Raw genomic sequence first — 25,860 nt, forward strand, 5'->3', positions numbered from 1 at the left:
ACAGAGGCTGAATATGATTCAGCCTCTGTTTTTAATTTGCCTATTGGGTCCTTAATATTACAAAGCAGCCCCAATGATGATCAGAAGAATGAATAAGATGACGATTAAAACAAAACCGCCGCCATACCCATAGCCTGATTGAGTACCATTAGACATTAATATCCCTCCTTTTTCATTAATACCATATCCTATTCTTCTTTTTTAAAATGGAGTGGACAAGTTTATCAAGCCATTTGTTGATTTTTTCACAAGTTTTTGAGAATAGAGTAATAGTCTATTATCTACTCTAATGATTCGGTCCCAATTTATGAATATAGCTTCTATTATTAGGTCAACTAACAAATTAGAATTATTAAAACATCCATTGTCATTAATAAACAAAAAAAGCCGCCTGGTTCGGCAGCTGATCTTCAGCATATTCACTATAAAAATCTATTAAAAATAGATAGCTATTGATGTTCTTGGATACATTTTTTGAAGTACGAAGAATCGGAAACCGACCCTTTACTATCATAAGCAATCTTTATAGCAGGATCAATATTCGAGAGGTTTACTCACCTACCATACCGTCATTATCCCGATCATCCATATATGGGTATAACCAATGATCGCTCGTTATTGGCATTTTAAAACCCGCTTCCTTTGCTTCTTTAATCGTCACCTGTTCATTGCCGTTTGTATCTACGCTGGTAATATCACCCTCTGTGGCTGATCCTGTTGATTCAGCGGGTTCGGCAGATTCAGCTGCTTCACTGTCAGTTAAACCGAGTGATGCGTTTACTTCATCAGGATTCACGTTGTCAAATTTATCAACAATCTTGTTGCCTTTTATCGTGTAAGTGTATTGATAACTCAAAGGTATCTGTGTCTGTGTATTTGGATAAGTGATAATGGCTTCAAAGTCTGCAGCACCACCTGCTCTGCTGATTGAATGTTCCATATAAGCCTGATCGCCGTGTCGATTGAGCGTGCTATCTTGTGGAGTGATATTATAAGCATTGGATACCCCTCCAAGAGAATCGGCAATAATATGTCCTTCATCTAATGTTTCGCTCTCAACACCTGGAACCTTTGCCTCATCGCGATAGTATCTGCCTGATGATAATACAGGTTCGCTGCTGTCATCTTGCAGGATGATTTCCTCAGCAATGACACGTACCAGCTGCCCGTATTCATTAGTAAATGCCCAATATTCACGGTCCCCGTACCCAATGTCGACGACAACATTAGGTTCACGATGTCCAGAAAGATCACCGCCATCAACTTCAATAAGTTTGTATCCTGAGAACAGGTCATTATTTGGCTGGGCTGCTGTTTCTTCCGGTGCCGTGGTGACAGTTTCTTCTTTTGCATTATTTTTATTTTCTTCGACAGCTGCTTCCTTATGTGACTCTGTTTCTGCGACCGTATTGGATGTATCTTCTGCGCTGGTACAGCCAGCCATAAGTGTTAATGTTAAAAGTAAGAATAAAATGTTCATATTCTTTTTCATTTTAGTATTCTCCTATCCTCAGTTAAGCTGTCTCAATAGTTGATGACAGCAAATCTGGCATTTACTCGTTCAATATTTATTATCCAATATAAATTGCTATGTAAAAAACGAAGAAAAAGACTAAGAACCCATTAAAAAACAAGAAAAATGACGTGTACCAGCATACACGTCATTTTTTATGCCATCTAAACTTATTAACGTAACCGGGTTATAACTTGCCGCATGATGCTTCCCTTTTTACAAATCAAAAATAATCCCCATAATCGAGTAAATAATCACCGTCGAAAATAGAACGGTCATATGGACAAGTGAAAAGATGAACAGAGACTTTGCCCACTTTTCAGGATCCATTCGTTTATAGCCATAGACACTGAGCGCAAGCCAGGCAATTCCGAGGAGCAGTGCCACAAGCATAAGACCCGTGCTTAAGGAGCCTAACAGGAAGCTGATCCCGATCAGAATAACTAAATAAACATTCGTCTGGATGTATGTCCTTTTGACGCCTTTAACAACAGGCAGCATTGGAACATTGGCCGCTTTATATTCATCATGCTTCCGGATGGCAATCGCATAAAAGTGAGGCATTTGCCAGATGATGGTGATGATGAACAGGCCAAGAATAGCAGGATGCGTGACATCCGGATGGATGGCAGCCCAGCCGATAAGCGGCGGCATCGCACCTGAAATACTTCCAACCTCTGTGTTATAAATCGTTCTTCTCTTGGTCCACATTGTGTAAGGGACCACATAAAAAAACAGCCCCAAAAATCCAAGTAAACCCGCTAACGGAGTTGTGAGGGCAAGAGCGAGGACTCCAAGCACAGACATGAAGGTTGCAAGCCATAGTACCTGCTTTGGCTTGATTTCCCCTGTGACAGTTGGTCTGCTTTGGGTCCGCTTCATGATCGAATCAATATCACGGTCATATAAATTATTAAAAGCCCCGGCTGCGCCCATTACAAGGCTTGAGCCAATAAAGGCAAGTATTATCTCGGGCAGCTTCTCCAGAAGGCCGAAGTCATACGTATATAAGGCCAGTGTTAATCCTGCAAACATCGGGATCAGGTTGGATTTAATAATCCCTGTTTTAACTGTCAGTGCGAGGATCTTTGATAAAGGCCGTCCCTGCATTTTCAGGGTCTCTTCCTCTTTCATGATCGTTTCTTCCCCTTTAAATTATTCTCTCTTTCCCATAAAGACAATTCTTATTATACACTTATTATAACAGGAGTTGATGCACAATGATTTCTGAAAAATCCCATGGCTGTCAGACTCCCTGCAAAACGAAAAGAGAACCATGCCTGACGCTTAGTCCTCCTTGTTGATTCTAACATTATTTGCATGGTAATGGGACTTACAATCGTGACATCTTTGTTTCAAATCGATTAGAAAATGCTTCTCCCAGGGGCTGACCCAATTTCCTCGCGTTCAGCCTTCTGGATATAGGATACTTTTTCAAAGGTATGGATGTACCGGTTTCACTTGTAATAGTCTATATCATTAACCGTATAGAAATGATTGTCGCATTTCCGTTTTGATTGAAGAGATACTACTCTTTTTTTCTTTCAATAATATAATTCCGCTTTCCTTTATTAACCGAGTATGTATCGGTGGTTCTTTCCATAATAAAGCTGAAGGTATTTACCTTTCTCCTGGCTATTCTTGATTCCAGCTTTTCTGCGCGATCATATCTCATTGAAACATCCTTTTCAGAAGCATTCAGTTTAAAACAAAGACCTCCACTCACATAAACGTTTGAGGTATTTGGGCCATCAGGCATGATAGCATCTATATGATGCAGCGCAAACCACACACAATCTTCATGCAATGGTGATGTATGAGGAAACCAATACATTTCCATTCCACCCGGAATTCGTACTGGTGCTGGTCTGCAGGGACCCAGTATGGATTTCGAACCGCTCGTTGCACCATTTAGATCAAAGCCATAATAATTTATGCTTTCGTCAATAATCTCAATCGGTTTCATCATTACCATAAACGTATAATCCCCTTCCAAAACCAAACTGCAGTAATCGCCATCATCGTTATAATGGGATCTGATTGATTTCGTTTCCGGAACGATTATATACTTCTTTACTATTAATGAATTCATTGTACTAATATCCTCCCTTTAACTTAACTATTTAAAAATTGTAAATTAAGGAGTATACTAGCTTATGAGCTGGGATACTCCATCTCACTGAGACTCTCAGGCTATCGTCCACCAAGACCCGCCTGAGGGTTTTTTATGCTTTCACATCGTGCTCACCTCCTTGAGTCTCCATCCGCTCAGCCAAGCTTATTACTCTTTGATTCCTCATGAGCGGAAATCTCGCCAGCATGGTTTCCTGATAGTTTCCAATTCTTTTAGAAGAATCAAAGGCAAAGAGTTTATCAAACCAGGTACTACGATATCCATATAGGCTCCATCCTTCCATTCGTCCTGTCTGCTTAATAGCATTCCTGCCAGAAAAGTGGCCACAAGCAAGCGCAGCTGTGAAATTGAGAGGAACTTTTAGTTAGCTTGCCGAGAAATAACCTTTATTCAAGTATAGGTCATATTTCCTGCCCGAAAATTATTATAGGCATGTTATCTGATTATTGTAAAATCTTATTTCATCCGCATACCGTACTATTTCTATATAGGACTTATTTTAGTATTAATGTCCGTTTTCTTACTATTGACAGTCACAGGTTCAGACACTATAATATGGCGGCATAATTTCAAAACCTATTTCAAGGCCCATATTTGTGATTCATGTCACAAAACATCCTTTGAAGATGCTTCATATTGATTATTGACAAAAAATTCAAACTACAAGGAAATTGATATTTTTTAAATTTCGAACATTTTGTGACAAATCTAAATAATGACTAACAACAATATAAAGTCCACATAAAAAAGGGTTGGAATATGTTGTTCCAAACCCTTTTTTCTTTCCTTTTCTGCAAAATTGAACAGGATATTGCTGTTAATTCACACTGCTTTAAATAAGTGAAAATAACTGCGTCAAAGCCCAAAAACGACGAAATTGAAATGAAGCTAATTCAGATTTTAAGAATTGGTATGCTGCTTAATCGGATATCCATGTGGTTGATAATGAAGCGGAACCTTTATCCACCCTCGTTTTAGCATATATGTCTTTAGAGTTCCACCGGACATAGCCCACTCAAGAAAGAATTCAATCAGCATTTTGCCTGCATGATGACGTACCTTAACTGCCTGTCTCTTTGCACCAAGCCGGGAGTATGTATTGAGATTAAATGCGAGTCCATTTGTTATTTCATCGTCTGATGATACAGCTCCTGAAAGAACAGTGTTAGACTTGGATTTCAGTTTAGAAGAAGTTATATTTGGCATGGAATTCCCTCCTCTTTTTTTAAAATATTCCTCATTATCGTTAGAAAAATGTATCGTCTTTACTTTCAGGCTGGATTGCACCGCAAATGTATAAAACTCACCAAAAAAGCACACCTTATGGTTGCTCTTATTCAATCGTGGGGTGGAAAATCATGGAGTGGTTTAGCCGCAGTCAGTCTGTCCAATTTAACATGTTCTCTGTAAATCACATTGCTGTTTTAAGCATCTTTGTGCTTGTTGCTGCAGCTATATTTCTAAACCGAAAGAAATTAAATAATCAAAAATGGAGAAGGTTTGAGATTGGGGCAGCTTTATCATTGATCCTGGTTGAAGGCTTGAATCAGGTATGGATGTACCTCAATGGAGTATGGAGCTTCGACCGCTCCCTGCCTTTGGAATTGTGTAACATTGCTCTTATTTTATGTATTTTTTTACTGATAACACGAAGAAGAATCTTCTATGAATTGATGTTCTTTATAGCTGTTTTGGGTGCTACACAAGCGATTATCACCCCAGCCCTGACATATGATTTTCCGCACTTCCGTTACTTCCGCTTCTTTTATGAGCATTTAATGGTAGTATGGGCTGCTTTATATTTTACCTGGGCAAAAGGCTATTATCCGTCATTCCGGTCGCTATGGAAGCTATTGATCTTTATTAATCTCCTTGTGCCAGTCATATTTTTCGTAAATAATCAGGCCGGCGGAAATTACTGGTTCCTGCGGCACAAGCCGAAAAGCCCGAGTTTATTTGACTTACTGGGTCCTTACCCGTGGTATATCTTTACTTTGGAATGTTTATTGATAGCCCTTAGCTCTATTACCTGGTTCGTTTTGCGAAAATGGGTGAAAAACGGGGAACACTCTCACCTGAATATCAGTCTTACTAAACAGGAAGATTAAATTTTAAAAAATGAAATGGGTGTTAAAGATGAGAACTTTCCTCCCTGTATATGCTCACGTCCTAACCGCATTTCTTACTGCATTTCCAGGAAGAAGATTAGAAAAAACAAGACCGGAAGCTTTTTATCGCCTTAATGGTCGGCGGTTTTATAAGGTCCCAGCTGCAAACGGAATATCTATATGAGAATAAATAAGAATCTGATTAGAATACCGATTGTTATTTAAATGATTAACTGCCTTAGCACATTCCCTTCACACTAAAAAACCGCCCTTTTACAGACGGCAGAAAACAATCTTTAATCCTTATTCAGCTGCGTAAAAAGGGCTGGCACCTTACACTGCTGCACTTCAATTTTCTCCCAAACCTTTCCGGTTACATAAGGTTCTTCTTTAAGCCATTGGTTTAATTCTTCTCTTGATGGATACTCCACCACCATCATGGAGCCAATCATTTTTTCCTCTTCATCCAGGATGGCTGCAGCATATAAATGCTCCCCATCTTTACTTCTCTGCTCTACACCTTTTAAATGTTCCTCCCTTGCCTGTAATCTTCGTTCCAGGGCCTTTTCATCCTTGCCGTCATAAGCCGTAATAATAAATTGCATTTGTTTATCCCCCTTTAAATCGATATTGGAGCACCTTTTACTCTAGGTTTTCATATCCCAATACGGTGACTCTTGAAATGTATTGGAACAGCATGCGCTAAACGCTTCTGATAGGAAAGGTGACGCATACATTCATACGCAAAGCTCATATTAAAAATAATGGATAGGTAATGTTAATTCTACAGAAAGTTTCTGAAAAAGGAGAGGAAATCATGAAAAATGTTGCTGAAAATGTACATATTGGAGAATTAATAGCTGTTTCCAGCGTGTTTAAATTAAATACTTTTCAAATGATTAACTTAATGGAAGATGGCTTAGTGGAAGTATTCGACAGCAAGGAAGATTTTTTCGATAAATATGGAAATAAGGAAACATATGACGGGTTAGATTGGTGCGAGCTGAATAATGGGAGAATCTTTACTATGGATATAAGGCCTGAATAAATCCTTCCAACAGATTTCAGGAATGAATGCGCCGGATCCAGCATTCAATAGATGATAAGCCTGTGAATGATATTTAGTAACGATTACCAATTCAAAAAGAATTCTGTTTCCTCAGTGCAGGACGAGAATTCTTCCAAAAGGAAAAAAACGCCTATATGCGCAGGATAGATACCTCTTATCCTGCAAAAAGGGAATCAAGTTGTCTCAATCCCCAGCATAACTCGAACAAAAGAACTGTTTCATCTTCCCCCAGCCTCTTCTTTGCCTTCAAGAAAAGTATTTACATAATTAAACAAACCCAAGTTCAAACTATGTGAAAAGATATTATAGAATTCAAAGGTGATCGAATGAATCAAAGAGTAATTCAATCCGTGCACATATATATTCTGCAAATTATTTCTACAGGATTCCTGGTGCATGTGCTCATTCTGCCCATCCTGCTTTCCACAGCGAAACGGGATTCCTGGCTGAGCGTGCTTTTTAGTATCGTGCCTGTCGTTCTTTGGTGCTTAATTATTTTTTATATCTATAAGAAAATGAAGCCTCAAAATGACCTGATCACTTTAATGAAAAGAAAGCGATCACCTGCATGGATGTATTCTGTTATTTCATTTTTGTTCGGGATCTATTTCTTGTTTTCAGCCTTCATCACCCTAAAGTTCACTTTTATCTGGGCCAAAACAAATTACTCTTTTGAAGTCCCGAATTTTGTTATTGTTCTTCTGTTTTCCCTTGTCTGTTTTTATGCATCTGCCAAAGGAATTCGGACGATAAGCGCCATTGCCTTGATTATCCTGCCGTTTGTTTCTTTTTTTGGTTTCTTTGTCGGAGCAGGGAATATGCCAAATAAAAATTACGAGCTGCTCTTTCCGCTTTATGAGAATGGCATAGATGGTTTATTCAAAGGGATATTTTATTCTTGTGCAGGACTGTTTGACATCATAGCCATTTTATTTTTGACACCCTTTCTTAAAGATAAACTTAAGGTAAAGTGGATGATATTGGTTGGAGTCATCCTTGCCCTGTTAACATTTGGCCCGCTAATAGGGGCCATTTCGGAATTTGGTGTAGAGGAAGCGGCCAAAATGCGAAATCCGGCATATGAGCAATGGAGGCTATTACAGATTGGAGACCAATTTACCCGTCTTGATTTCCTGTCCATCTTTCAATGGCTTTCCGGTGCATTTGTCCGGGTCAGCCTGACACTATTTATTGCAAATAAATTATTATCATTCAAATTGAAAAGCAGATGGATCCTCCCAATCCTTTATCTGATCTTAATCGTAAGCGCTTCTGTTAATTGGGACGCAACCTCCTTTTATTATTTTTTACAGCAATATTTCTTCCCTATTAGCCTAATATTTCAGGTTTGCGCACTCCTGTTTGTCCTAATTCTAGTTAAGATAAGTGGTGATAAACATGAAAAAAATTCAGCCTAAAATAGCGGACCAATTAAGAGAATGGTTTAAGGATTCATCCGATTTGGTGATTAAGGAAAAAGCCTATGCGGATAGTCAGGGTGTACAATCCCTTGTTTTTCTGTACTGTTCCAATTTAGTGGATATAAAATATATGAATGATGTGATATTCCCGGCGATAAAAAATATCATGCTGGAGAACGGACAGCTGAACAAGCATGACTTGTTAAATGAATTAGAGGTAACCCAGCCCGAAGAGCAGGGCCAATTGAAAACCGAGGCCGAGCAAAAGCTCTTTTCAGGTGAACTGCTGATCCTTAATCCGGAGAATAATGAAATCTTCTTTTCATCCGTTTCCAATATTCCCAAAAGAAGTCCAGAGGAATCCAATATTGAGACCTCGATTAGAGGCCCAAGAGACGGATTGGTTGAAAGCCTTTCAAATAATATGGCGTTAATCAGGCAAAGGCTGAAATCATCCTCTCTTAAAAGTATTGAGTACTCGATAGGCGAAGTCAGCAGGACCAAAATGACCTTACTTTATATGGAGAATAAAATAGATTCTTGTGTACTTGAGGAAGCCAAAAAAAGACTGGGCAGCATCAAGCTGGACATAGTGGCAAGCAACTCCGAAATTGAAGAATTGTTATATGATAAAACATTTTCCCTGTTTCCCTTAATGGACAGCTCCGGCAGACCTGACTTTGCCGTGAATGCCTTAACACAAGGGAGTTTTGTCATTTTAGTGGACGGCAATCCGACGTGTCTGGTGGGCCCCATTACGTTTAGTCATTTGCTCTATTCTGCAGAAGATCTTCACGATAGTTTTTTTTATATAAGCATTATAAGGCTGTTAAGAATGGGGGCCTTCTTAACGACGATCTTTTTACCTGGTTTTTATATCGCATTGATCACTTTTCAGCTGGATCAAATTCCTTATCCTCTAATTGCAACCATATCTGTATCGAGAATAGGGCTGCCATTATCGGCACCTGTTGAGACGGTTATCATGCTTATTTTATTTGAGTTATTTAAAGAAGCTGGCGTACGTCTTCCAAAAGCAGTGGGACAGACTGTAGCAGTGCTGGGAGGATTATTTATAGGCGATGCGGCAATTCGGGCAGGATTGACCTCTCCTTCCTGTCTGGTCATTATCGCCATAACCGTCATTTCAGGCTATACGCTTATTAATCAAAACATTTCGGGCAATATTGTGATCCTCCGCTATTTCGTTTTAATCATCTCGTCCATTTTTGGAATGTATGGCTTTTTTATTTCCCTGTTTCTGATCCTGACATCGGTGGTATCCCTCGAGAGCTTTGGGCAGTCTTATGTATCATACTTGATCAAACCTAATTTAGGTGATCGAATCAGGTCTGCCATCAAACAGCCTTTCCAGCTTCTGACCAGAAAAAACCGGACCCATACTCTTCTCGGCAATGACAGGCAAAAGGAGTAAGGTATGAAGAAGATATTGTTGATGATTATGATCATTGGATTGCTTTTGGGATTGACAGGATGCTGGGGGAAGAAAGAAATACAGAGTCAGGTTTATGTAACAGGCATCGGCATCGATTTCGCCGATGATGAATTCACTGTTTATATCCAGGCGATGAATTTTGCCAATATAGCCAAGCAGGAAGGTGCTTCGTCTTTACAGGAATCAGTCCCCAATATCATTGGCGAGGCAAAAGGAAAAACCATACAATCAGCCATTAGCAAGTTTGAACAAAAAGCAGCTTATCCGCTCTATTTCGGCCATGTTGAAACCTTTGTACTAAGTGAAAATGCGATTAAGGAACAAATAAAAGCGGTTGTCGAGTTTATAGGACAGGATCATTTCCTGAGGTATACTTCAAATTTTTTTGGAACAAATCAATCCATAAAGGATCTTTTCAATAGTGACAGCTTTTTTAACTATCCATCGTTATATACGATCCTCCACAGCCCGGAGGAAGTGACGAAAAATAACTTTATCATCCCTGTTCAAAAGTACAATAAGTTCATCTCCACTTATTATGAGCCCATTGGAACCTTTATCGTTCCGGGAATAACTCTAAATGACTCACATTTTTCAGAAAAAGAGAAAAAAAAGCAAATTTCAATTATAATGGGTGGTTTTGTCATCTCCAGCCAGGAATATAAAGGATTGGCTACTAAAGGTGATTTGGCCGGCGTTAAATGGACCTCCAATCAGGCTGCAAGGATTCCTCTTTCTTTTTTTGACGAGAAAGTGAGCGTCGTGGTCAATAAACCTAAAAGGTTTGTTAAAGTTTTGGAAGGAAACAGACCCACTTATGAATTAATGATAAGAGGGAAAGCAGAATTGATTCAAAATGAGGATAATATTAGCATGGATAAAATTGAAGAAGAAATTAACAAAAAGGTAAAACGGGATATCCAGAAAACGCTGGAAAAAGGCGATGAACTGAATGCGGATTTGCTGAATATCAGTGAAGCTGCCTACCGGTATCATATGAAAACCTGGAAACCTTCTGAAATCCAATCGTTTGATCTTAATTCTGTTGAAAAGATTGAAGTTGACATCAAGATTGAGAAAAGTGTTAATTATAAGCGATAGGAATACTGTTGGCCTGCCTATAGGAATAGGCAGGCATTTATATTAATGAGTGTCCCATATCACTTTTTCTGACATATAATCATCGAGAATGTAAAAGGAGGCTTCGTTTCATCATCCTTATGCGGCTCCACCATTTCTGAGATTTCGATCAGGCCATATTCTCCAAATTCCTGTTTAATTGAATCGGAATCGTAGAAAAACATCTTTACTCCGTCCATGATTTCAAAATAGTCTTTGCCCAATCTCTTCCCCTTTCCATACATGGGGGCTTCCTTTGAAATCGATGTAAAAATCATATATCCGTTAGGCTTTAACTGATTATAGCAAGATTGAATGAACTTCTCTCTCTCACGCTCATTCAATAAGTGAATAAGGGCATAAGAAAAGATCCCATCATAAAGCTTGTCATCAAAAGGCATATCGGCTACGGACCCATGATAGATTGGCATTGTAAGTCCATTATCTCTTGCCAGCCCAATAGCTGTTTTGGAAATCTCAATTCCTGTAACATCTATACCATGGTCAATAAAAACCTTCGCATTTCTGCCATAACCAAAACCAGGAATTAAAATATCCTTCACATTCTTTTCAAGGAAAAAATCCTTTGTCAAAATGGCTGAGTCTGAAGGTTCAAATCCCCACATCGTCTGCTTCTCTATGAAACTTGATTCCCAGAATTCTGTCATCCTTTTGTCTCCTTCTGCAGGGTTTCTTTCTTAAGATATATAAGGCTTTGCTATTTCGTTCTTACGAAGCAAAGATATTAATCGTAATTATTACGATTTATAAATCATTTAATCACATATTCTTCATTCATGCAAGAACAGAAAACACAGGGACTGTCCAGCGTATCAAGGTGAATCGCCAGAACCATCCCTGTGTTTATGAAGCTTTCCCGGCACTAAGCCGTACCAGAAGCGGTTTCGAACCTTTTAGTACAATGAGCTTGATTTATATTAATCTAGATTTGTTTACGTATTAATTACAGTTGCATTATTGCACGGTCTTGAAGGAGCTATCATTTAGCATCTGCAACTATAATAAGGCTTTAACTATACGTTCCAGGTGCTGGAGCCTCAAGCCTTACCAAAGAAGTGTTTGTAAATTCTCTAATTTTTCATTTGAAGAATGTTCAAGACCAAAGCAATATTTCTCTTTGTAAGTTAATACTAAGGAATGCGAATGTCTCATCTACACTTTCCCTTCGGAATATCAATGGCAGCTGCTAAAGCCTCAAATTTAACAACTTTCCCAGCTGCTAGGGTTCTTGGAGGCAGTGACAATAGGCCAATTTAAAACACCAAAAATATTTTACCAGCTTCAGTCTTGAAAAATTCTCAAAAAGTTCCGCCCCAAAATCTTTTCTATATCTTCCGTCTTGTACCCTCTATCTGCCAATCCCTTAATCAATTGACCCAGGTTTCCATGCCCGTCAATCACGTCGAACGGTTTTCGCGGCATGCTGGCTAGATCCTCTGCAGACACATATTTGAAGAAATCATCACATAAATCGAGACCTAATCCAACATGATCAATGCCAGCCAGCTCAACCATATAATCAAGATGTTTAATCAACTGGTCCAGATTGCTGTTTTCGTCTTCTGCCGCAACAATGATGCTGACCGCGTTTATTCCGATAACACCGCCTTTGGAGGCAATAGCTTTTATTTGGTGATCCGTTAAATTGCGCATCGTATTTGTAAGAGCCCTTGCATTTGAATGGGAAGCCATAATAGGTTTTTTTGAAATTTCAATGACATCCCAAAAACCTTCATCATTCAAATGCGAAACATCAATCGTCATACCCAGTTGTTCGGCTTCTTCAATTAACTGGACACCAAAAGAGGATACGCCTCCTTTCCTGCCTTCCCGTATCGGGCTGAAATGGCTTCCATCACCGACTGCATTTCTTCTGCTCCACACCAAGCCCATGTTACGGACACCCAATTCATAGAATATCCTTAACAGGCTTAAGTCTGTCCCAATTGGCTCTGCACCCTCAAGAGAAAGCAGGAAACCGATTTTGCCTGATTTCTGGGCAAGCAGCATGTCTTCACTATTTTTGCAGATCATTAACTTATCTGGGGATTCCTGTACTTCTTCCAACAAAGCACTTACTTGATTCAAGGCTTTCCGCAGGGCCATTTCCGGCAAAAAACCGCTATCTATAAAAATAGCTGCAATAATGATATTCACACCGCCCTGCTTAAAGCGCGGCCAATAATCGGTTTCAATCACCTTCTTTTTTCCTCGTTCTCTTTGAATTGCCACGTCCATCAATAAGTCGAAGTGACCATCAATAATTAGACTGTGTTTTTTAATCTGATCTATATATGCTGCTGTTTCCATTCACTAGGCCTCCAAATATAAAATTACGGTCCAATCTGTCAATCATGAGTAAAAAGCTCTAGCAAGATTACTAGAGCTTTTACCATGTCAGCCAATCCTACACTAACTCATTCACTTCCATGCGGGCTAAATCTCCTGCCGCTTTTACGCGAATACGGGTTGCATTGCCAGGCATGTAGGCAAGCGGAACATCTTCTATATCTACAATGACCAGGCTATCAGGATCAGCACCAGCATTGATTGCTTCAGACATAGCCTTTTCTTTAGCAAGTTGAAGTGCCTTTTCTCTTCCGATTTCGGCAAGGGCATATACCTTTTCAATTTGTCCGCTGACTTGGGAGATGGCTGCTCCGATGGCATTTGCTACTCCTGAATGTTCAGGACGAATGACCTCTGATGCACCTTTCAATTCTTCCGGCAGCAAGATGCTTCCTCCGCCAACAAGGATTACCGGTACGGGTGCGGCACTTGTTTTCATTTTATCAATAGCTTCTTCCACAAGCTCGACCATCCTATCATAGACCTTATTCAATATTGTTTGATCAAGATGTGCTACCTTTGAAGAATCTCCAAGATTTACTTTGCCGAGTGCTACTGCAACATCAGTGGCGGTTAACGTGTCCCCTCCAAAAATAAGGCTTTTTTCCGGCAGCCGATATCCAACGCTATCAGGTCCCACTGTAAAGCTGCCATTTTCTTGAATTCGGATAATCGTTCCGCCGCCAAGTCCAATAGAGATCAGATCCGGCATCCGGAAATTCGTGCGGGCTCCTCCGATTTCAACAGCCAGGGAGGATTCCCTAGGGAAAGACTGAACCAGAACCCCGACATCAGACGTTGTACCGCCAACATCCACTACGATAGCATCCGAGGAATCACTTAAATACGATGCACCGCGCAGTGAATTCGTTGGGCCGCAAGCGATTGTGAAGATCGGATATTTCACCGCATACTCAACGGACATGAGGGTACCATCATTTTGTCCGAAAAAGACTTTAGCCTCAATGCCTTCATTTTTTAAAGCATCGATAAAACCGTCCGCTGCTGTTTTGGCAACATTGACAACGGCCGCATTCAGAATGGTTGCATTTTCCCTTTCAAGCAATCCTACTGATCCAATTTCTGATGATAAGGAAATGGAAATGTCATCTCCCAGCACTTCTTTTAAGATTTCACTTGCCCTATGCTCATGGGCTTGCGAAACTGGAGAGAAAACAGAAGTGATCGCAATAGAATCGACTTTCCCTTTGATTTCCTCAGCGATTTGATATAAATGCTCTTCATCTAAAGCAACGATTTCGCGTCCATCAAATTCATGTCCTCCCCGGATCAGGTAAACATATTTTCCTAGTGCAGCACGAAGGTCATCAGGCACTCCAATCAGCGGCTTAACCGCGAGAGTTGCAGGAGCTCCAATTCGGATTGCAGCAATTTTATTCAGTCTTTTTCTCTCAACAATCGCGTTTGTGCAGTGTGTGGTTCCGAGCATCGCATATTTGATTTCTTCCCGCGGGACATTCGCATCCTTAATAATTTTTTTCATAGCTGTATAAATGCCTGTTGCCACATCTTCGGTTGTTGGTGATTTTGTTTCCGAAATGACTTTATTATCCTGATCTAAAAGTACTGCATCTGTATGGGTTCCCCCGACGTCAATTCCAATGCGATAAACACCCATTATACCGTCACTCCTTTTTTGGCTAGTTCTTCAACAGGGACATATTCTACATCATATCCAAAATACTTTGGACCAACTGTTTCAATCCCCTTCTCAGTTCGCCACTTTGGATGGCAAGGCATTCCGATAATGACACATCTCGCACCGTATCTAATCCCCTCTGTTGTGATAGGTAATCCAGTTTCCGCATCAAGTACCGCAATCAGGTCAGGTGTGACACAAAGCAGGCGCTGATCCGTCTGGGCAAGAAGATGTTCATTCTGGAATCGAACCTCCAGAGTCTCGCCTTTATACTCATTGATTCCTTCGAAGGTTGCCACCCCTCTTGCAAAACCTGTTTCTGTCTTCCTATTAATATCGCTGACCTTGCCGCGGAACAGTTCAAACCCTTTCGCCTTTTTCAGGACTTCGCGTATAGGGTCTGCATTATTTTCCTTAGCAAGCCGGATCGCTTTGCCAATTTCCTCTTCCAGTTTTAAGATATTGCTAATTCCGCTTTCCTTAATATCTTTGCCGGTCATTGGATAGATGGCAATCATGGAAGAACCGCCCATTTCAATCGTTGCCGCCCGGGCTATCCTTTCTGTCCAGACATTATTGATTGTCGACAATAGCGTTGTGTTGCCTTTTTCATCTGCGATCACCATTGGAGTAGCAGAGATTCCATCCAAGTAGAATGTAACCATTTGCAGTTCAGGGAACGCTCGTCCCATCCCATCCACATCTACAACCGGAAGGCCAAGTTTGGCAGCAAGGGCCAAGGGCAGCATGGAATTTAAACCGCCTGCTTCAATGGGCATAGTTGCATAAATCTCTTGCCCTAAATACGATTCAAGTTTTTTGAATGCTGCAGCTGCCTCCTCACCGCTTGGGGCCTTCTCAAGCATAACGGTTGGCGCCCCCATCATGGCGGATGGAACAATTAATGCATCATCCGGCACCTCATCCGGATCTAAAAGTGTAATTTCCCCATATTCTTCAATCGCCTGCAGTGCCATGAGCTTTCCAATGTAAGGGTCTCCCCCTCCTCCTGTTCCAAGTAAGGCGGCACCTACTGCTATATCTTCAATCTCCTGCTTGCCTAATTTTCTCATTTTTTAAACCTCCCAATATTCCAAAAATTTATGACGCAATATGTTCTTTAACCTCTTTATTGCCGGATATGGTTTTCACCGCTATTACACCGAGGTAATAGATGATAGCGCTTATTAACAGCGAATTAATGGATGGTATTCCAAGTGTTATAAAATAGCCGCCTGCAAATCCTGCAGCCCAGGCAAATAAAGTCACTGGATTTAATTTCTCCGGCTCTGATGGCAAGATGCCTTTTTCCCTGCTTTCATCAAGTGCTTTACGATAGGTTTTTAACACGAAGTAATCCACCACCATAATACCGGCTATAGGAGGAATCATGATTCCAAGCAGAACAAGGAAATCCACAAATCTGTCCAAGATGCCGAGAATGGATAATAGTGTTCCAATCGCACCAATGATAAGGGTAATGAGCCCGCGATTTACTTTTACCTTGAAGACGGAATCAATGATATTGGTAAATCCCAGTGAAGAAGAATATAGATTTAAGTTATTAATTTTTACGGTTGAAAAAACAACCACTGCAGCTCCAAGCCAGCCCGATGTTTGAAGCATAATGCTGACTACATCACTTGTTTTTGCTGCGTGGGCCATAAGAACCGCTATCATTCCGACACCAAGCTCGCCCACAAGGGTTCCGATTGTGGTCATCCAGAATACATCCTTGCCATTTCGGGCAAATCTGCTGAAGTCAGGTGTGATGACTGCACCAATCATGAAGCCTCCCGCAACCATTGTTGCACCTACCCCGATGGAAAGTCCTTCTCCGGGAGGAGGAGTACTCATAAGGTTAAAAATAGAGTGGTCATTTAATACCTGGTAGATTCCAACCCCTACTACCAATAGGAAAGCTGGTACGGCAATTTTCGCAGTCATGCTCAAAAGCTTAAATCCGAAAATAACCAATACGGTTACGCCTAATCCAGTAATTGCTGCTGCGGCAGGCAGGCTTAATTTGCCTTCTGTGGCCTGAACCAGGCCATTGGCAAAAACAGAGTTCTGCACACCAAACCAGCCAATTGTACAAATAGCGATAACCGCTCCAATTATGGTCGAACCGTATCTGCCGAATCCTGTCCAGCGGGATAATAGACTCGTAGATAGTCCTTCACGCGCCCCCGCATAGCCGATTAGAAAGCTTACGACCTGCAATATAACACTTCCGAGCATCATGGCCCAGAACGCCTGCCAAAAAGTCATTCCATATCCCAAAGCAGCACCAAGCATAAATTGAGAGAGTGTCGCCAGAGCACCAACACGGACAAGCATGATATCCCACATTGGCAAACGTGCTGACTTGGGGACTCTGGACAGAGAGTAATCGTCTCCTAACTTTGAATGATCTTCCATGAATTTCTACCTCCTGTTACATTTTTCACTCTTCTGCCTTGGCATTTAAGTAAAAAGCTTTGGGGACAAGTAAACTGTGAAATAATTAAGCTTTTACTTTTATGAGCTTTTAACACGCTCTTTAGATGGCGGTGTCATGTAAGTCAGACGGCTTTGTTTAACCCCCATGACAATCAGATTTTCAAGTAGTCTCGTGGCAGCAAACACCGGATCGATGACCGGTACGTCATAGCCGTTCTTTTTTAAGCGTGCCTGCAGTTCGGCGGCAACACCCATAAAGCCTGTACAGCCTAAAATAAGTGCGTGTGCATGATCTTGCTCGATTGCTTTGATCATTTCCTCGTATAATTCTCTTTTTAGCCTATCTTTATCGTGAACTTCCAAAACCGGAATATTTACATAACGTACTGAAGCCAAATTTCCGTTTACACCTAAAGTCTTGCTGATATTCTCAATCATTGGGACAACATTTGGAAGCACGGTCACAACTGAAAAGGATTTTGCAAGAGAGCTTGCGAACAGCATAGAGGCTTCACATGCACCCACAACTGGAATATCCAAGATCTCTCTGGCAGGCTTGACGCCCGGATCTCCGAAGCAGTCGCTAATAACGCCTTGATAGCCTTCCTCTTCTGCCTCTTTTGCTTTTTCTAAGAAATTAGGCACGCATAAGGCCTCATCATATTCGCTTTCAACAGAGGCAGGCCCATAATCCAGACTTGTAACGCCCACTTCGGTTGTATCGGATGCATAGTATTTAACTTCCTCTTTAATTTCCTCATTAAAGATATCCGATGTAATAGGCATGATCACTTTGATCTTCATTCTTATACACTTCCTTTTTTAAAATTTATCATTGTGTTTAATATGGAAAGAGCGCAATTCTGTCAGGCCAATTCTCCTAAAGCCTTTACCCGAACTCTTAACACTTCTCCTTCCAGATAATCAAATGGGAACTCTTCCAGTGAGACAAGCTCTATGCTCTCTTTTTTCGCACCCTTTTGCAGAAGCTGCTGAAAAAGCTGATTTTTTGCCCGGTCAATGACTTCCTGTTTAGTAATGCCATTTAACCAGAAAACTTTATCTAATTCTGCAGATAGAGGAGCAAAACATGCTCCGACAGCATTGCAAATATGGTAGCCAGCCGGATGCAAAACCTTCTTATATCTGCCAAATAAACGATTTGCGAGAAGCGGACTTCCCCCTCCAACAAGAATGACAGGCAAATCCTCGACACTTGGCTGGAGCCGTGAGATTGTTTCTTTAATAGCTTTTGTTACCACTTGAATAACTTTTCTGCATTCTTCTTTTGATAAAAGGCCCAATCCTTGCAGCTGCAAAGTTTCATCCTGAAAAGAATTTGGAAATAGCTTAAGAAAGGAGTCGGTTAAGGTCCATGTACGGCCTCCCCATGCCATCCCCTGCTGTTCGATATCATTTGCAATGGTATCCTTGATTTTTGCTAGTTCGTTTTCAATTGTGATAAGACTTCCGCCTCCATATGGTAAAGAATGAATCTGCGGAACACGTACATTAACCTGAATATCAAAAATAGAGGAAGAACCTACAGAAACTTCGGGCTGACCATTGATTATTTTTCCAATATCAATTGTACTTCCGCCAACATCCACAACAATGCAGCTCTTTAAACCGCTTAAGATACTGGCGCCTCTAATACTATTGCTCACACCGGAACCAATCGTCAGGATGGGATATTCCAGAGCTTCATGTATTTCCATAAGGGATCCGTCATTCTGTGTCAGCCAATAGGGGCAATTTAACGACAGATTCTTAAATATCTTTGATAAGTCAGTCATGGCCTGCCTTAAGACTTTTGATAAAATGGCATTTAATAAGGCTGCATTTTCCCTTTCGATAAAACCGGTACTTCCAATTTCATGTGACATCGTCACCGGTATTTCAGGATAATGTTCCTTTATGATTTTCCGTATTTCCTGTTCTTCCGTTTCATATAAAGGGGAATAAGCTCCCACAATACAAATGGATTCAATGCTGTATTTTTCAATATCGCTGAGCAGCTTGCTTAATTGGCCAGAATTCGGATTAAACAAATCATCCTTGTTCCCCTTGTAATCACACAAACTCTTAAAGTCATACACTTCCCCAATATACTTCTTAAGATTCGAGGGCCATTGTATGGCAGGTCCAATTAAAGAAGGTATCCTGGTCATGCGGATCAGTGCAGTTTTTGCCAGATTGTTAGGGTAGTATAAGGCATTAAGCACATGAGTAGTCCCCAGGAATACACCCTCAATTTGGTCTGGCGGGATATTCGCTTCCTGCAAAGCTTCGCCTGCTGCTAATTCAATGCCGGTAATGATATTCTTTGTTGTTAACTGTTTCGACCAGGAAAGAAGCTTGCCATCGTTCGTTATGATTACTGCATCTGTATTTGTACCGCCCACATCAATTCCAAGTTTCATAGCCTGAATCCTCCTGAAATGGTTTATAGGCACAGGCTAATCCGTAGCTAGTCGGGCCAACTAACTCCAGCATGTCTTTTGTACGAAGAATATTAGGCGCAGGGACAGCGACTATGGTAATAGAAAGACCTGATTGAACTTCAGAAACATTGTAAGGAATTAAATTCTCCTGATTTAATACCAGGATAAGATCTGGTGCTGTACAGATGTATTGGCCATTTTTTGTAGATATAAATTCATTCTTGAATTCTATTTCAATCCGTTGATCCGAAAATGCAGTTCGCCCTTCAACAATGAACTTTCCTACAAGCGAGCCTTTTTCAAACCAGCGGCTCACCTCTGTTACTACTCCGCTAATGATTTGCTGAGGCTTCCCATAAATGGAGTTTTCAAACACGTGTATCAAATTCTCCATTTTAACGCCTGCTGATAATTCACTTTTAAGGACATTCCCCAGCCTGAATATTAAATTTAATGTTCCGGGAATCATAGACGTCTTCATTTTCCGACCTTTAGCTCCATATCCAATTAAATGGGCATGGCCACCATTTTTTACGGTGAACACCTTTGCCGTTTCTGCTGTGTAATGAGCATTGTCCGCGTCATAAATAACCCTATTCGTGACGTGGGTTTGTAAAACCATCGGTGATAACGGAATCCCCGATAAATGGAAGGCAGTCATAAATAACTCCGGAAAGGCTCTTCCCATTCCATCCCCGTCAATGACGGGCAAATTCGCTTGGATTGCTATTACTAAAGGTATTAAGGAATTAACACCGCCTATTTCGATTGAAATAAGGGCTCCTACATTCTTGTTTATGACGGATTCATAAAGCTTTAAAGCCTGGACCCCTTCATGTCCGCCTGGAATATCCTCATTAAATAAAACAATGGATCCCATAATACCTGCTGCAGCCACCCATTCATCCCCAAGATCTGAAATGGTTTTGACCGCAATGACATCATCTTCTCTCATAATGGACATCAACAGATTTTCAGCTGTTTTTGTATCACCGCCCCCTCCGCAGGATAATAGCTTTGCCCCTAATGCTAAAATGGGAATATCATTCTTTCTAATCTGCCAAGACATATGATGTGCTGCCCCTTTCAAATTTTATTAATGCAAGAACTGTGCCAGAAAAGAGAAAACCCCTCAGGCTTGAGGAGCATAGGATTGTTAAGCTTTATGATTTTTTCGAGTGCAAAACTATTGAGAATGAGAAAGAAATAAAATCTAAAAATCATGATGATTTAAACGTTTTTCTCAAACTTTCTCATTTTTTCTCAGTTTTTTGACTTTTTATCATATTTTAAACCTTTTATTTCTGCTGAAGACTCATTTAATTTTCATCTTGTTAATCCTTCTATACAATGTAGGAAGGCTTATGTTCAACTGTTCAGCTACTTTCTTTTTGCCTGTTGTATCTCTGCCAAATTGATCTAATAGCTTTAGAATTTGCTCCTTTTCATCTGAATGTTTCTGTCTTCTGCCTAAAGCTACAGCCGGTATTTGCTTAAGAGCATTTTTGTTTACCTGGCCTTTATATAGTTCACTTAAATAGACAGGCAAGCTTTTAATCGTGACCAAATCACCGATCTCCAGCTGCATAAAGTGATGGACAACATTTTGGAGTTCCCGTATATTACCTGCCCAATGATATTGCAGCAGAATTTCAATGACATCTTTAGATAATCGCTTTGGTGATCGGAAGAGCTTTTGAGAAAATGATTTCAAGAAGTATTCGACAAGAATAGGAATATCTTCTTTTCTTTCTCTTAGGGGAGGTATGGTAATTGGAATTACATTTAGCCTGTAATATAAATCCTCCCTGAATTGCCCTTTGGAAACTAATTCTTCCAGATTTCGGTGAGTAGCTGTGATGATGCGTACATTTATTCCAGTAGTTTTCGTATCCCCTACCCGTTCTATTTTTCTTTCCTGAATCACTCTTAACAATTTAGCCTGGAGATGAAGAGATAAGTCGCCTATCTCATCCAGAAATATCGTTCCGCCATTGGCCATTTCAAATCTCCCTGGTTTATCTGCATTTGAACCTGTAAAAGCCCCTTTTACATGTCCGAAAAGCTCACTTTCCAGCAGCGATTCAGGTATGGCTGCACAATTAATGGCGATGAATGGGCCGTCTTTTCGATTGCTCGCCTGATGTATGGACTGGGCAAATACTTCCTTCCCAGTACCGCTCTCACCTCTAAGTAAAACGGAAGAATCACTTGGAGCTACTCTTTTTGCTATTTCAACCACTCTTTGAATGGCCTCGCTTGTCCCTTTAACATCATGAAAGGAGTACAGAAATTTTTTTTCTTCTTTTTTCATTGTTTTTAAAATCGGATTTAACTGGATAAGAATTGATTCTATTTGTCCAGCTGATAAAATAGGCTTTAATCGGGCCAGAAAGGGCTCTGACTTTCGTACGGTCTTACTTGTATAGAGAGAGACATTCATTTCCTGCTGATTGGCTATTTTGGTTATCCTCAGCCAATCCGGAACCGAAATGATTTCTGAAATATGTTCACCTATTAATTCTGCCTGTGTTTTATTTAGCATGCTGCAAAGGCAATTACTGATGTTATGAATGGTTCCGTCCCTGCCAGCTATCAATATAGGCTCATGGATAAAATGAAAAATTCCATTTATCTCTCCTAAAAACTGATTATTCTCCTTTTTCATTTCATGATTTTCTAGTTTCGCACCTGCCCATTCACTGCATAAATCAAGCTGAAGCTCTAGAAAATCCCAATTATTTATAAACCACTCCCTCTGTCCTTTTATGGGAGTAAGTACTATTATTCCTGCTACCTTTTTTTGGATGAAAATGGGAGAAAGTGCAGCAGTTTCAATTGAACAAAGATCTTTCGCAGAACAAGACATACATGTACTATGATCAGATTTCTGCTTTACTATCGTAGTGATTCCGGTCTTCATGATCTTAGAGGCAATCTGACATTTTAGATGCAAATCCTTCCATTCTCCTCCTGCCAGCAATACATCTGCGCTAACAGGGTATGACTGAAAAAACTTAGCGGCACCTGACTTTATTTCTGTCATTAATTCTTCCAGCATAGCTATCACCCCCAACTATCAAATAATTTATAATTCTATCATAACAAAGGCAATATTCTGATTTTAAAATATTCCCGGTATCAACAAAATACCTTCCTTTCCCAATTCCCTGCTTTAGAGCTTCCATTATTTCAATCGTAACAATCTCGCTGTAATCAAATCACTTTTTGACAGTTCGCCAAAAGCAGTCGAATATCACTATGGATATTTTATAGTCATACAAAAAATAAAAGCATGAGCCCTTTAGAATACCGACTCAATCCCAAATGCTAAATTAAATAGCTGTCTAACTTTTTGGGGTACTTCAGAATCTTCCATTTTAAAAAACTCTTATACTCAAACACACCATATCAATAATCATTGAATCATTCATCTACCATTATATAAAAAGGAATCAAACAGGCAGATTCTTATTCACTTAATATATTCTTTAAAAAAAAATTAAGCAAAAAGTCATGTTCCATTTTATTCTAAATTTTACAATAATAATAAAGTAGACGAAGACCTGAAATTCGAAAGGAGAGTATATGAAAAATAATTTATTTACAAAATTATTTCTTGGAACTGTCTTACTATTCATGACTGCCTGTACTTCTGCTACGCAAACTTCACCTGAGAAAAAGAATTCGGATAAAAGTGAGACTCATTGGTCTTACAATGGAGATACCGGTCCGGAACATTGGGGAAAAATCGATGCATTTTCTGCCTGCGCAGACGGTACAGAACAGTCACCAATCGACATTGAACAAACTAATGAACAGACCGATCAAGCATTAAGTGATATTAAAATTAACTATAGCTCTACAGCTTTTACACCTATGAACAATGGCCATACTATACAAGCTAATGATGCTTCCGGCAGAAATAACATAATTGTAAATGATGAAGAGTATATACTGAAGCAACTGCACTTTCATAATCCCAGTGAACACCAGCTTAACGGAAATAAGTTTGAAATGGAAGGACATTTAGTTCATCAAAACAAAGAAGGACAGTTGGCTGTTCTTGGATTTCTCATTCATGCTGGAAATGAAAATAAAGTACTTGAAGAAATCTGGGCTGCACTTCCACAAGAGAAAACGGAGAAGGATGTTATTTTGGACAAGACTATAAACCTTGAATACTTATTGCCAAAAGAGAGAAAACTCTTCAGCTATAGCGGGTCATTAACGACACCGCCTTGTTCTGAGGGAGTAAAATGGTTCGTCTTAGAGCAGCCGATTGAGCTGTCAAAAGAACAAATTAATGCATTTGGTTCTATTTTCCCTCATAATAGCAGGCCAATTCAGCCTCTCAATGAAAGAACAGTTTCTGAATTTGAGTGAAAAATTCACCTTGCACCGGTTAAAAGCCAGTAACATAAAATTCCACTCAAAAACTCATCAGTCTGCCCATTGGACGAGAATTTTTGGATAATGGTGTTTTCGATAAAGCTAGTTGGCGACCCCAGTCAATCCATCATTAAAAGAAAGGTGTTATAATAACAAAAATGCGATTATTCTATGAAAAGGATTGTTTCAATTGGATTGGATACCTGACAGAAAGTCGAAAACACCTATTTATAAGCAGCTTGCTTTTTATATTGAAAATGGGATTGCAGATGGCACTTTTCCCCCGGATAAGCCGCTTCCCTCTGAAAGAGGATTGGCCAAACAGTTTAACATCAACAGAAGCACGGTTGTTGCGGCATATGATGAACTGGAGTCCAATGGAATCATCGAACGGAATCAGGGAAGCGGTACAACGATCAGCAAGGATATTTGGGGGATGACAAAGAGAAGGATTCCAAGCTGGAACAGATACATTGAAGCGGGCTCCTTTTTGCCTAATTTCCCTGTTACAAAAAGAATCCATAGGGAACTAACTGGGACCAAGCTGATTAACTTAGCCAGCGGGGAACTGTCTCAAGACCTTTTTCCCTTATCGTCCCTAAGAGAAATTACATCCAGCAGATCCTTTATTGGCCCTTTGGGATATGACCATCCCCAAGGGAATGAAATTCTTAGAGAAACTCTTGCTGCCCATGTAAAAACATTTCGGGACATTGAGGCTGAATCTTCTTCTATCCTGATTACGTCAGGGGCACAGCAAGCCTTGCATCTTGTGATTCAATGTCTCCTGAAACCGGCTGATGCTGTAGCGATCCAGGATCCTTCTTATCACTATAGCCTCCCCATCTTTAAATCTGCCGGCATCAAAACCTATTACTTAAAAACAGATAAGGATGGAATTGATCCGGACGATATCACGGCATTATATAAAAAACACCAAATTAAAATGATCTTTTTAAATCCTATATACCAAAATCCAACGGGTACATTATTACCTGAAAACCAACGAAGAAAAGTCCTGGAACTCTCTTCTCAATATGGCATTCCCATTGTGGAGGATGATCCATATAGCTTAACCTCTTTCAAAGGTGAAAAAATGAAAACTCTTAAATCCCTTGATCAAAATGGAAATGTTCTATATATTAGCTCTCTGACAAAAATTGTTGCTTCAGGCCTAAGAATAGGCTGGATTATTGGGCCGAAGCCGGTAATTGAAAGATTGTCAGATGCAAAACAGCAGGTCGATTTTGGACATGGAAGCTATTCTCAATGGATTGCCAATGATTTTATTGAATCCAGCAAATTTGAATCCCATATTAAGCATTTAGTGAAGCAATTAGATCATCGAAGCAAGCAGATTGATACAAGTCTGCAGACCTTTCTTCATGATCAAGTTGAATATAACGTCCCTGAAGGCGGTATACATCTATGGTGCAGAATCAAGAAGGATTTTAATGAAATTCAATTACTCGAAGAATCTATTAAGAGAGGCGTCATCTACGTTCCTGGCAACTCAATGGGAACTGAGAAAGGATTTGTCCGTTTTACATTTGCCAGGGAAAAAGAAGAAAACATTCATGAAGGAATTAAACGATTTGCTGAAGCCCTTGCATTCATATAGCAGCAATCAATTTTAAGGATGTCAGTCAGTTTATCGGCGGTTTAATACTGCAAAGACAAATCACGCATGGATTTTTTTACCCATGCGTGATTCTTTCTGGCCAATATTCGG

Annotated in this window: 23 protein-coding genes; 7 read left to right on the forward strand and 16 right to left on the reverse strand. The window is 40.1% G+C overall.

The genetic code is table 11. From position 1 onward, the window contains the following. Positions 1–57: 57 nt before the first annotated feature. From AC6CHU_RS24000 to AC6CHU_RS24025, 6 genes are all read right to left on the reverse strand, one after another. The gene (locus AC6CHU_RS24000; RefSeq protein WP_159871831.1) at positions 58–156 is read right to left on the reverse strand and encodes a YjcZ family sporulation protein; all 99 of its coding nucleotides are present in this window, start codon (positions 154–156) and stop codon (positions 58–60) included. A gap of 394 nt (positions 157–550) precedes the next feature. Continuing rightward, entirely contained in the window at positions 551–1,492 is a 942-nt protein-coding gene (locus AC6CHU_RS24005; protein ID WP_159871834.1) for a DNA/RNA non-specific endonuclease, read from the reverse strand. A 237-nt stretch (positions 1,493–1,729) separates the two neighbouring features. Next, the gene (gene cyoE, locus AC6CHU_RS24010) at positions 1,730–2,647 is read right to left on the reverse strand and encodes a heme o synthase (RefSeq protein ID WP_159871106.1); all 918 of its coding nucleotides are present in this window, start codon (positions 2,645–2,647) and stop codon (positions 1,730–1,732) included. Positions 2,648–3,041: 394 nt separating this feature from the next. Further along, the gene (locus AC6CHU_RS24015) at positions 3,042–3,605 is read right to left on the reverse strand and encodes a competence protein ComK (protein ID WP_251284993.1); all 564 of its coding nucleotides are present in this window, start codon (positions 3,603–3,605) and stop codon (positions 3,042–3,044) included. A gap of 133 nt (positions 3,606–3,738) precedes the next feature. Then, complete coding sequence (locus AC6CHU_RS24020) at positions 3,739–3,930, reverse strand: hypothetical protein (protein ID WP_159871097.1); 192 nt, start codon at positions 3,928–3,930, stop codon at positions 3,739–3,741. A 617-nt stretch (positions 3,931–4,547) separates the two neighbouring features. Continuing rightward, positions 4,548–4,853 (reverse strand): hypothetical protein, encoded by a 306-nt coding sequence (locus AC6CHU_RS24025; RefSeq protein WP_159871094.1) that lies wholly within the window; start codon positions 4,851–4,853, stop codon positions 4,548–4,550. 152 nt (positions 4,854–5,005) lie between these two features. Here AC6CHU_RS24025 and AC6CHU_RS24030 point away from each other — a divergent pair, with 152 nt between their 5' ends. After that, entirely contained in the window at positions 5,006–5,755 is a 750-nt protein-coding gene (locus AC6CHU_RS24030) for a YwaF family protein (RefSeq protein ID WP_251284177.1), read from the forward strand. A gap of 296 nt (positions 5,756–6,051) precedes the next feature. On the opposite strand, the gene AC6CHU_RS24035 is transcribed toward AC6CHU_RS24030, so the two are convergent. Next, positions 6,052–6,360: a YciI family protein gene (locus AC6CHU_RS24035; RefSeq protein WP_251284176.1), complete on the reverse strand. Its 309-nt coding sequence runs from the start codon at positions 6,358–6,360 to the stop codon at positions 6,052–6,054. 212 nt (positions 6,361–6,572) lie between these two features. On the opposite strand from AC6CHU_RS24035, the gene AC6CHU_RS24040 reads away from it, so the two are divergent. The 4 genes from AC6CHU_RS24040 (at position 6,573) to AC6CHU_RS24055 (ending at position 10,802) form a co-directional block, all read left to right on the forward strand. Further along, positions 6,573–6,803 carry a hypothetical protein gene (locus AC6CHU_RS24040; RefSeq protein ID WP_159871085.1) on the forward strand — a complete coding sequence of 77 codons (231 nt, stop codon included), beginning with the start codon at positions 6,573–6,575 and terminating at the stop codon, positions 6,801–6,803. A gap of 347 nt (positions 6,804–7,150) precedes the next feature. Beyond that, positions 7,151–8,242: a GerAB/ArcD/ProY family transporter gene (locus AC6CHU_RS24045; protein WP_159871082.1), complete on the forward strand. Its 1,092-nt coding sequence runs from the start codon at positions 7,151–7,153 to the stop codon at positions 8,240–8,242. Beyond that, entirely contained in the window at positions 8,223–9,680 is a 1,458-nt protein-coding gene (locus AC6CHU_RS24050) for a spore germination protein (RefSeq protein ID WP_251284175.1), read from the forward strand. The genes AC6CHU_RS24045 and AC6CHU_RS24050 overlap by 20 nt, the downstream gene beginning before the upstream one ends. Positions 9,681–9,683: 3 nt before the next feature. Further along, positions 9,684–10,802, forward strand: a complete 1,119-nt coding sequence (locus tag AC6CHU_RS24055) for a Ger(x)C family spore germination protein (RefSeq protein ID WP_498122972.1) — start codon at positions 9,684–9,686, stop codon at positions 10,800–10,802. 59 nt (positions 10,803–10,861) lie between these two features. Here the strand turns inward: AC6CHU_RS24055 and AC6CHU_RS24060 are convergent, their stop codons facing one another. From AC6CHU_RS24060 to AC6CHU_RS24100, 9 genes are all read right to left on the reverse strand, one after another. Next, positions 10,862–11,488 carry a class I SAM-dependent methyltransferase gene (locus AC6CHU_RS24060; protein WP_251284173.1) on the reverse strand — a complete coding sequence of 209 codons (627 nt, stop codon included), beginning with the start codon at positions 11,486–11,488 and terminating at the stop codon, positions 10,862–10,864. 634 nt (positions 11,489–12,122) lie between these two features. Next, on the reverse strand, positions 12,123–13,151 hold the full coding sequence (locus tag AC6CHU_RS24065; RefSeq protein WP_251284171.1) for a dipeptidase: 1,029 nt from the start codon (positions 13,149–13,151) through the stop codon (positions 12,123–12,125). Between the two features lie 97 nt (positions 13,152–13,248). Continuing rightward, positions 13,249–14,829 (reverse strand): hydantoinase/oxoprolinase N-terminal domain-containing protein, encoded by a 1,581-nt coding sequence (locus AC6CHU_RS24070; RefSeq protein ID WP_159871067.1) that lies wholly within the window; start codon positions 14,827–14,829, stop codon positions 13,249–13,251. Then, positions 14,829–15,923, reverse strand: a complete 1,095-nt coding sequence (locus AC6CHU_RS24075; protein WP_498122975.1) for an S-methyl thiohydantoin desulfurase family protein — start codon at positions 15,921–15,923, stop codon at positions 14,829–14,831. The genes AC6CHU_RS24070 and AC6CHU_RS24075 overlap by 1 nt, the downstream gene beginning before the upstream one ends. A 28-nt stretch (positions 15,924–15,951) precedes the next feature. After that, entirely contained in the window at positions 15,952–17,271 is a 1,320-nt protein-coding gene (locus AC6CHU_RS24080; protein ID WP_498122977.1) for a purine-cytosine permease family protein, read from the reverse strand. A gap of 99 nt (positions 17,272–17,370) precedes the next feature. Then, on the reverse strand, positions 17,371–18,096 hold the full coding sequence (locus tag AC6CHU_RS24085; protein ID WP_061791385.1) for an aspartate/glutamate racemase family protein: 726 nt from the start codon (positions 18,094–18,096) through the stop codon (positions 17,371–17,373). A gap of 62 nt (positions 18,097–18,158) precedes the next feature. Continuing rightward, entirely contained in the window at positions 18,159–19,715 is a 1,557-nt protein-coding gene (locus AC6CHU_RS24090) for a hydantoinase/oxoprolinase N-terminal domain-containing protein (RefSeq protein ID WP_498122979.1), read from the reverse strand. After that, positions 19,699–20,805, reverse strand: a complete 1,107-nt coding sequence (locus AC6CHU_RS24095; RefSeq protein WP_159871053.1) for a DUF917 domain-containing protein — start codon at positions 20,803–20,805, stop codon at positions 19,699–19,701. The genes AC6CHU_RS24090 and AC6CHU_RS24095 overlap by 17 nt, the downstream gene beginning before the upstream one ends. 246 nt (positions 20,806–21,051) lie before the next feature. Continuing rightward, positions 21,052–22,797 (reverse strand): sigma-54 interaction domain-containing protein, encoded by a 1,746-nt coding sequence (locus AC6CHU_RS24100; protein ID WP_498122980.1) that lies wholly within the window; start codon positions 22,795–22,797, stop codon positions 21,052–21,054. Between the two features lie 527 nt (positions 22,798–23,324). On the opposite strand from AC6CHU_RS24100, the gene AC6CHU_RS24105 reads away from it, so the two are divergent. Both AC6CHU_RS24105 and AC6CHU_RS24110 read left to right on the forward strand, forming a co-directional pair. Further along, a complete protein-coding gene (locus tag AC6CHU_RS24105) occupies positions 23,325–24,122 on the forward strand; it encodes a carbonic anhydrase (protein WP_498122981.1) in 798 nt (265 codons plus the stop codon). 196 nt (positions 24,123–24,318) lie between these two features. Continuing rightward, positions 24,319–25,749, forward strand: coding sequence for an aminotransferase-like domain-containing protein (locus AC6CHU_RS24110; RefSeq protein WP_498122982.1), 1,431 nt, complete (start codon positions 24,319–24,321; stop codon positions 25,747–25,749). The last annotated feature ends 111 nt before the right edge of the window (positions 25,750–25,860 follow it).

The organism is Cytobacillus sp. GQ23 (assembly GCF_059758675.1).

Bases quoted from the DNA above. Each gene is read 5' to 3' on its own strand.
- AC6CHU_RS24060 (WP_251284173.1), bottom strand. From the start codon at position 11,488: ATGACAGAATTCTGGGAATCAAGTTTCATAGAGAAGCAGACGATGTGG.
- AC6CHU_RS24100 (WP_498122980.1), bottom strand. From the start codon at position 22,797: ATGCTGGAAGAATTAATGACAGAAATAAAGTCAGGTGCCGCTAAGTTT.
- AC6CHU_RS24000 (WP_159871831.1), bottom strand. From the start codon at position 156: ATGTCTAATGGTACTCAATCAGGCTATGGGTATGGCGGCGGTTTTGTT.
- AC6CHU_RS24040 (WP_159871085.1), top strand. From the start codon at position 6,573: ATGAAAAATGTTGCTGAAAATGTACATATTGGAGAATTAATAGCTGTT.
- AC6CHU_RS24085 (WP_061791385.1), bottom strand. From the start codon at position 18,096: ATGAAGATCAAAGTGATCATGCCTATTACATCGGATATCTTTAATGAG.
- AC6CHU_RS24055 (WP_498122972.1), top strand. From the start codon at position 9,684: ATGAAGAAGATATTGTTGATGATTATGATCATTGGATTGCTTTTGGGA.
- AC6CHU_RS24065 (WP_251284171.1), bottom strand. From the start codon at position 13,151: ATGGAAACAGCAGCATATATAGATCAGATTAAAAAACACAGTCTAATT.
- AC6CHU_RS24050 (WP_251284175.1), top strand. From the start codon at position 8,223: ATGAAAAAAATTCAGCCTAAAATAGCGGACCAATTAAGAGAATGGTTT.
- AC6CHU_RS24080 (WP_498122977.1), bottom strand. From the start codon at position 17,271: ATGGAAGATCATTCAAAGTTAGGAGACGATTACTCTCTGTCCAGAGTC.
- AC6CHU_RS24045 (WP_159871082.1), top strand. From the start codon at position 7,151: ATGAATCAAAGAGTAATTCAATCCGTGCACATATATATTCTGCAAATT.
- AC6CHU_RS24015 (WP_251284993.1), bottom strand. From the start codon at position 3,605: ATGAATTCATTAATAGTAAAGAAGTATATAATCGTTCCGGAAACGAAA.
- AC6CHU_RS24035 (WP_251284176.1), bottom strand. From the start codon at position 6,360: ATGCAATTTATTATTACGGCTTATGACGGCAAGGATGAAAAGGCCCTG.
- AC6CHU_RS24030 (WP_251284177.1), top strand. From the start codon at position 5,006: ATGGAGTGGTTTAGCCGCAGTCAGTCTGTCCAATTTAACATGTTCTCT.
- AC6CHU_RS24090 (WP_498122979.1), bottom strand. From the start codon at position 19,715: ATGAAACTTGGAATTGATGTGGGCGGTACAAATACAGATGCAGTAATC.
- AC6CHU_RS24095 (WP_159871053.1), bottom strand. From the start codon at position 20,805: ATGTCTTGGCAGATTAGAAAGAATGATATTCCCATTTTAGCATTAGGG.
- cyoE (WP_159871106.1), bottom strand. From the start codon at position 2,647: ATGAAAGAGGAAGAGACCCTGAAAATGCAGGGACGGCCTTTATCAAAG.
- AC6CHU_RS24020 (WP_159871097.1), bottom strand. From the start codon at position 3,930: ATGGAAGGATGGAGCCTATATGGATATCGTAGTACCTGGTTTGATAAA.
- AC6CHU_RS24105 (WP_498122981.1), top strand. From the start codon at position 23,325: ATGAAAAATAATTTATTTACAAAATTATTTCTTGGAACTGTCTTACTA.
- AC6CHU_RS24075 (WP_498122975.1), bottom strand. From the start codon at position 15,923: ATGAGAAAATTAGGCAAGCAGGAGATTGAAGATATAGCAGTAGGTGCC.
- AC6CHU_RS24005 (WP_159871834.1), bottom strand. From the start codon at position 1,492: ATGAAAAAGAATATGAACATTTTATTCTTACTTTTAACATTAACACTT.
- AC6CHU_RS24070 (WP_159871067.1), bottom strand. From the start codon at position 14,829: ATGGGTGTTTATCGCATTGGAATTGACGTCGGGGGAACCCATACAGAT.
- AC6CHU_RS24025 (WP_159871094.1), bottom strand. From the start codon at position 4,853: ATGCCAAATATAACTTCTTCTAAACTGAAATCCAAGTCTAACACTGTT.